This is a genomic window from Coleofasciculus sp. G2-EDA-02 (assembly GCF_040226375.1).
In the GTDB taxonomy this organism is placed as follows: Bacteria; Cyanobacteriota; Cyanobacteriia; order Cyanobacteriales; family Coleofasciculaceae; genus Coleofasciculus.
The window spans coordinates 22,820-28,819 of sequence record NZ_JAVKEW010000034.1 but is presented as its reverse complement, the minus strand read 5'-3'; the positions used below and the strand labels follow the sequence as shown (position 1 = coordinate 28,819).

Annotated in this window: 4 protein-coding genes and 1 pseudogene; 4 read left to right on the top strand and 1 reads right to left on the bottom strand. The window is 48.4% G+C overall.

Features of this window, described 5'->3' with window-relative positions; genetic code table 11:
• Window positions 1–258, top strand: a pseudogene (locus RLO19_RS03610) (Arp2/3 complex-activating protein rickA); the annotation flags it as partial.
• Here the strand turns inward: RLO19_RS03610 and RLO19_RS03605 are convergent.
• Window positions 251–1,378: a succinylglutamate desuccinylase gene (locus RLO19_RS03605; protein ID WP_446353918.1), complete on the bottom strand. Its 1,128-nt coding sequence runs from the start codon at window positions 1,376–1,378 to the stop codon at window positions 251–253. The pseudogene RLO19_RS03610 and the gene RLO19_RS03605 sit on opposite strands and share 8 nt — an antisense overlap.
• Before the next feature lie 102 nt (window positions 1,379–1,480).
• Between RLO19_RS03605 and aroC the strand changes: the two genes are divergently transcribed.
• The 3 genes from aroC to argZ all read left to right on the top strand — a co-directional run bounded on the left by aroC (window position 1,481) and on the right by argZ (window position 5,717).
• The gene (gene aroC / locus RLO19_RS03600; RefSeq protein WP_446353916.1) at window positions 1,481–2,575 is read left to right on the top strand and encodes a chorismate synthase; all 1,095 of its coding nucleotides are present in this window, start codon (window positions 1,481–1,483) and stop codon (window positions 2,573–2,575) included.
• Window positions 2,576–2,582: 7 nt separating this feature from the next.
• Window positions 2,583–3,431 carry an MBL fold metallo-hydrolase gene (locus RLO19_RS03595; protein WP_446353914.1) on the top strand — a complete coding sequence of 283 codons (849 nt, stop codon included), beginning with the start codon at window positions 2,583–2,585 and terminating at the stop codon, window positions 3,429–3,431.
• Window positions 3,432–3,608: 177 nt separating this feature from the next.
• Window positions 3,609–5,717: a bifunctional arginine dihydrolase/ornithine cyclodeaminase gene (gene argZ / locus RLO19_RS03590; protein WP_446353912.1), complete on the top strand. Its 2,109-nt coding sequence runs from the start codon at window positions 3,609–3,611 to the stop codon at window positions 5,715–5,717.
• The last annotated feature ends 283 nt before the right edge of the window (window positions 5,718–6,000 follow it).

Sequence of the window (6,000 nt, the reverse complement as noted above, 5' to 3'; positions counted from 1 at the left end):
CAACAAAACCCGCCCTCCCCACCGATAACTGAACAACAAAACCCGCCCTCACCACCGATAACTGAACAACAAAACCCGCCCTCCCCACCGATAACTGAACAACAAAACCCGCCCTCACCACCGATAACCCAACAACAAAACCCGCCCTCCCCACCGATAACCCAACAACAAAACCCGCCCTCCCCACCGATAACTGAACAACAAAACCCGCCCTCCCCACCAATAACGGAACAACAACATCTATCTTTATCTACATAATTGATAAAACATACTCGCCTTCATTAACAGCATGATTCTTGGCAACGCTAAACACCAAACCATCGGATTCAGCCATAACGTCAATTAATTGAGGTAAATCTCCCTCTCGGTTAAAACTCAGTAATTGATATAAAGACTGACCTAATCTAATTTTACTGCCCAACTGAACTCGTGATTGAATCATACCCCCCGCTGGAGCATAATACTGTTTTATTTGGCTTTTTATGGTAAATTCAACCGATTGAGAGGTTGTGTTCTTTAGGGGCAAATCGGGACAATCTAGCAGTTGTTTTTGTGCTAGATAATTTTTGATACCCATAACTCCTTTTTTTACTGAGTCGGGATTCATTTCCATCCCTGAACCCAGTTCTAACGTCCAAGACTCAACATCAAACTGAATCGCTTTACCAAAGGCGGCTAATTGCTTTTCTAATCCCAACCACGGCTTCATAAAAGCTTCGTCAAAGGCATCGCCGTCATATTCATTCATTAAAATACCGCGATTCAAAAGAAAGGCTTTGGCGCTTTTCTCACGACTCTGGAAACAATACAAATAATCAATCGCCTGATTACTGGAACTATGGATATCAATCACATAGTTAGCATCTAAACAGAGTGATTGAAGCTGGTAGCGATAGCGTTCACTAAAGGGAAGTCCGCTAGGAGACTGAAGTTTATCCCCATGTTTCTTAAAGCTGGCTTGAATACGTTGCAAATAATTTTGACGGATTTCTTCAGGAGAGTAATGCATCTGAAATTCAGCAAACTCAGCTAAATTATCACATTCTTTTTCGTAGTCCCAAAAAATCCGATTCCAATCTTTCCCATCGTAGGGATTGAATCGTCCAGTAGCAAAAAAATGATTACGCTGGTTAGTGCCAATAGGATTACAGACAGGAACCAGCCAAATTTCTCCCGTAAGTTGAGATTCCTCTAAGTGGCTGAAAAACTCAAGAAGTTGGTGAATGACAGCATTGCCAACAATTTCTGAACCATGGAGATTGGCTTGAATATATGCCTTTTTCCCAGGGCTTGCGCCAAGAAACCTGTAGACTTGGAGCGAGAGGCGATCGCCTGAGGCGAGATGTTGAATGGGAATTGTCGTAACGGTGGGAACCATAGTGATTGGGTACAGGAAAGTATGAGGGCTAAGGTGTAGGGTGGGCGGAGACGACTAAATCGTTGCTAACATAAGAATCTTAAAGGCATCATCTCGATTATTATGGGCAATAGTTTCGGGCATCTGTTTCGGATTACGACTTATGGGGAATCCCACGGCGGCGGTGTCGGTGTGGTGATCGATGGATGTCCGCCCCAATTAGAGATTTCCGCATCAGAGATTCAGTTTGAACTCGATCGCAGGCGTCCCGGACAAAGCAAGATTACCACCCCGCGCAAGGAAACCGATACTTGTGAAATTCTCTCCGGTGTCTTTGAAGGGAAAACCCTAGGCACATCCATTGCTATCTTTGTCCCCAACAAAGATACTCGCCCTCAAGATTACTCAGAGATGGCGGTTAAATACCGCCCATCTCATGCCGATGCCACTTATGATGCTAAATATGGGATTCGCAATTGGCAGGGCGGTGGACGTTCCTCAGCACGGGAAACCATTGGCAGGGTTGCAGCAGGTGCGATCGCGAAAAAAATCCTCAAACAGGTTGCCAATGTAGAAATCGTTGGCTATGTTAAACGCATTCAAGATTTAGAAGGCATCGTTGATCCCCACACCGTCACCCTGGAACAGGTTGAAAGTAATATCGTCCGTTGTCCTGATAGTGAATGCGCCCAAAGAATGATCGAAAAAATCGAGCTAATCCGGCGTGAAGGAGATTCCATCGGTGGGGTAGTCGAATGTGTCGCCCGCAATGTGCCAAAAGGGCTAGGAGAACCTGTATTTGATAAGCTGGAAGCGGATCTCGCCAAAGGCGTCATGTCCCTACCCGCTAGCAAAGGCTTTGAGATTGGTTCTGGCTTTGCCGGAACATTGCTCAGGGGTTCTGAACATAATGATGAATTCTATCTCGATGATACGGGAGCGGTACGGACGACAACCAACCGTTCTGGTGGCATTCAGGGAGGCATCACAAACGGAGAATCGATTATTTTGCGAGTGGCATTTAAGCCCACTGCTACTATACGAAAAGAACAGCGTACAGTGACCAGTACCGGTGAAGAAACAGTACTTGCTGCCAAAGGGCGTCACGACCCTTGCGTCTTACCCAGGGCTGTGCCTATGGTAGAAGCAATGGTCGCCTTAGTATTATGTGATCACCTACTGCGTCATCAGGGTCAGTGCCATACATTAAAGCCTTAAAATTCCGATGGAAAGCAGTCCTTCCTCTGAGTTCGTTGTCCAATTCTGGGGCGTGCGGGGTAGTATTCCCTCCCCTGGCAAAGAAACCATTCGCTACGGCGGGAACACCTCCTGTGTGGAGATGCGTATCGCTGACAAACGCCTAATTTTTGATGGGGGTACCGGTATCCGGATGCTGGGGAAACATCTAAAGCCCCAACTTCCCATTGAAGCCTATTGGTTTTTTACCCATTATCACTGGGATCATATTCAGGGCGTACCCTTTTTTGACCCCGCTTTTATCGAGGGTAATCTGTTGCATATTCATGGCGCCGCACCCGATGGAGTGTCAATGCAGCAGCATTTCAAAGAGCGGGTATTGCACTTGAATTCCCCTGTGCCGAAACGTGATATCCAGGCGGATTTGAAATTCTATGACTTAATCTGTGGCGATACCATGACCCTAGGGGATATTACCATTGAAACCAGTCCCCTCAATCATCCCAATGGGGCGATGGGTTATCGGGTAAGTTGGCAAGGGCGTTCTGCGGTCTACTGTACCGATACAGAACATTATCCGGATCACTTGGATGAAAATGTACTGAATTTAGCTCGTGATGCAGATGTCCTGATTTACGATGCCATGTACACTGACCAAGAATACCACAATCCCAAGTCTCCCAAAGTCGGTTGGGGACATTCAACCTGGCAAGAAGGGGTAAAACTCGCCAAAGCCGCCGGAGTTAAACAACTGGCAATTTTTCACCACGAACCGAATCATAACGATGATATGCTCGATGAAATTGCCATCGAGGTGCAAAGTGCTTGTGAAGGTTCGTTTTTGGCAAAGGAAGGACTCATTATTCAGCTTATCTAGTTAAAAGCTTGCCCTGAGAGTAGTCGAAGGGTTGGCAAAAGTAGATTGGGTATGACGACTGAAGAAGCGATCGCATCTCCCCTAATCCAGCACTATACCTAATATGGGTTGTCCTTGGAAAATCCGATAGGATAGGAAGTTGGTCTATTGTAAGCGTCTACCCATTGTAAATTGATTATGACTGATTCGATTCGCTTTCTCATGTGCGCTCCAGACCACTACGATGTAGACTATGTGATAAATCCCTGGATGGAAGGGAATATTCATAAGTCCTCGCGCGATCGCGCCGTCGAACAGTGGCACAAATTGCACCATGTCCTCAAAGACCACGCGATCGTGGATTTGGTTAACCCTCAACAAGGGTGGCCCGATATGGTGTTTACGGCAAATGCGGGGCTGGTTTTGGGTAAAAATGTTGTCCTGAGTCGGTTCTTGCACAAAGAACGCCAGGGTGAGGAACCCCATTTCAAGGAGTGGTTTGAAGCCCAAGGCTACAACGTCTACGAACTCCCCAAAGAACTCCCCTTTGAAGGCGCAGGGGATGCCCTCCTGGATCGAGAAGGACGCTGGTTGTGGGCGGGCTATGGCTTCCGTTCAGAATTAGATTCTCACCCCTATCTGGCAAAATGGCTTGATATTGAAGTCGTCTCCCTGCGACTCACCGATGAGCGATTCTATCACCTAGATACCTGTTTCTGTCCCCTGACGGGCGGCTATTTACTCTACTATCCCCCAGCCTTTGATGCGTACTCCAATCGCTTAATTGAGATGCGAGTCGCACCAGAAAAACGCATCGCCCTAGAAGAAGCGGATGCGGTGAACTTCGCCTGCAATGCGGTGAATATTGACCAAGTTGTGGTCATGAACAAAGCTAGCGATCGCCTCAAGCAACGCTTGGCTGAAGCGGGGTTTAGGGTGATGGAAACACCCCTGACGGAATTCCTCAAAGCAGGTGGCGCGGCTAAATGCTTGACCTTACGAGTAACTGAACCTGTCCGTACTGAACTCCACGCCAATGTCCCGGTAGAAAGCCGCACCATTCGCCTGGAAGGACATTTGCTAGACTCTGGACTCATCAGTCGCGCCTTGGATCTGATTGTCGAAACCGGCGGTAGCTTTCAGGTTCTCAACTTCGAGCTGGGTGTTCAACGGCAAAGCACATCTAACGCTGAGATTCGCGTATCTGCACCCTCCCATGATGTGATGGAAGAGGTGATGAGCCAACTGATTGAGTTGGGGGCTGTCGCTCCCGCCCAAGAGGTGTGTGATGCTAATCTAGAACCCGTGATTCAATCGGGTGTAGCGCCGGATGACTTTTATGTCTCCACGATTTATCCCACAGAAGTCCGGATTAAGGGTGAGTGGGTGAAGGTACAAAACCAGCGCATGGATGGGGCAATTGCGATTACCCAGATTGACTCCCAACCCATCGCTCGGTGTAAAATCCTGCGGGATCTCCAAGAGGGCGAACAGGTGATTGTCGGTGTGGAAGGCATTCGCACAGTTCACAAGCCGAAATCCCGCGAACCGCGTGGGAGTGAAGAATTTAGCTTCATGGGCGCGGGTGTCTCATCGGAACGCCGGGTGGAATTAATTGTCGAGCAAATTGCCTGGGAATTACGCCAAATTCGCGATCAAGGGGGCAAGGTTGTTGTCACAGCAGGTCCGGTGGTGATTCACACCGGGGGTTCTCAACATCTAGCGCGTCTAATTCGCAAAGGGTATGTGCAGGCGCTGTTGGGTGGTAATGCGATCGCGGTTCATGATATTGAGCAGTCCCTATTGGGAACCTCTCTGGGCGTGGATATGAAACGGGGTGTCCCGGTGCGGGGTGGACACCGACACCATCTCAAGGTAATTAATACCATCCGTCGTTATGGCAGTATTGCTGGTGCTGTGGAAAAGGGAGTCTTGACAAAAGGCATTATGTATGAATGCGTGACACATAATGTTCCCTTTTCCCTCGCCGGTTCCATTCGCGATGATGGTCCCCTACCCGATACCCAGATGGATTTGATTAAAGCCCAAACCGACTATGCCAAGCTGCTGGAAGGGGCGGACATGATTTTGATGCTGTCTACGATGCTGCACTCCATTGGTGTCGGAAATATGACGCCCGCCGGGGTGAAAATGGTTTGTGTGGATATCAATCCAGCCGTTGTGACTAAGTTGAGCGATCGCGGTTCATTAGAATCCGTGGGTGTGGTTACCGATGTGGGCTTATTCCTGAGTTTGTTGGTACAGCAGTTGGATAAGTTGACCAGCCCTTATCAACAATCAGCATAACCGTTAGGCGGTTGTAGACGCGAAGCGGCTTCCCGTAGGGTAACCGCAGCTGGGCAAAGGAAACCCGCCTAGGCGGGTTTCCACACCCTAGAGAACAACTCAATCCTAAATTCGGTTGGGTTTCCTTGCGTCAACCCAACCTACTGGCGTGGCACAGGTAATTTGATGAATTAGAATTACCCCCGGAAACCGTAGGGGCGCATGGCGTGCGCCCTATTCAATGGTAAAATCTATTCCACAATTTTAGCTGGGTCACGCCACTAGCTTAAGTTAACTGAACTCG

What these genes read in the sequence shown, in the direction of transcription:
- RLO19_RS03605 (WP_446353918.1), bottom strand. Translation starts at nt 1,378, where the DNA reads ATGGTTCCCACCGTTACGACAATTCCCATTCAACATCTCGCCTCAGGC.
- aroC (WP_446353916.1), top strand. Translation starts at nt 1,481, where the DNA reads ATGGGCAATAGTTTCGGGCATCTGTTTCGGATTACGACTTATGGGGAA.
- RLO19_RS03595 (WP_446353914.1), top strand. Translation starts at nt 2,583, where the DNA reads ATGGAAAGCAGTCCTTCCTCTGAGTTCGTTGTCCAATTCTGGGGCGTG.
- argZ (WP_446353912.1), top strand. Translation starts at nt 3,609, where the DNA reads ATGACTGATTCGATTCGCTTTCTCATGTGCGCTCCAGACCACTACGAT.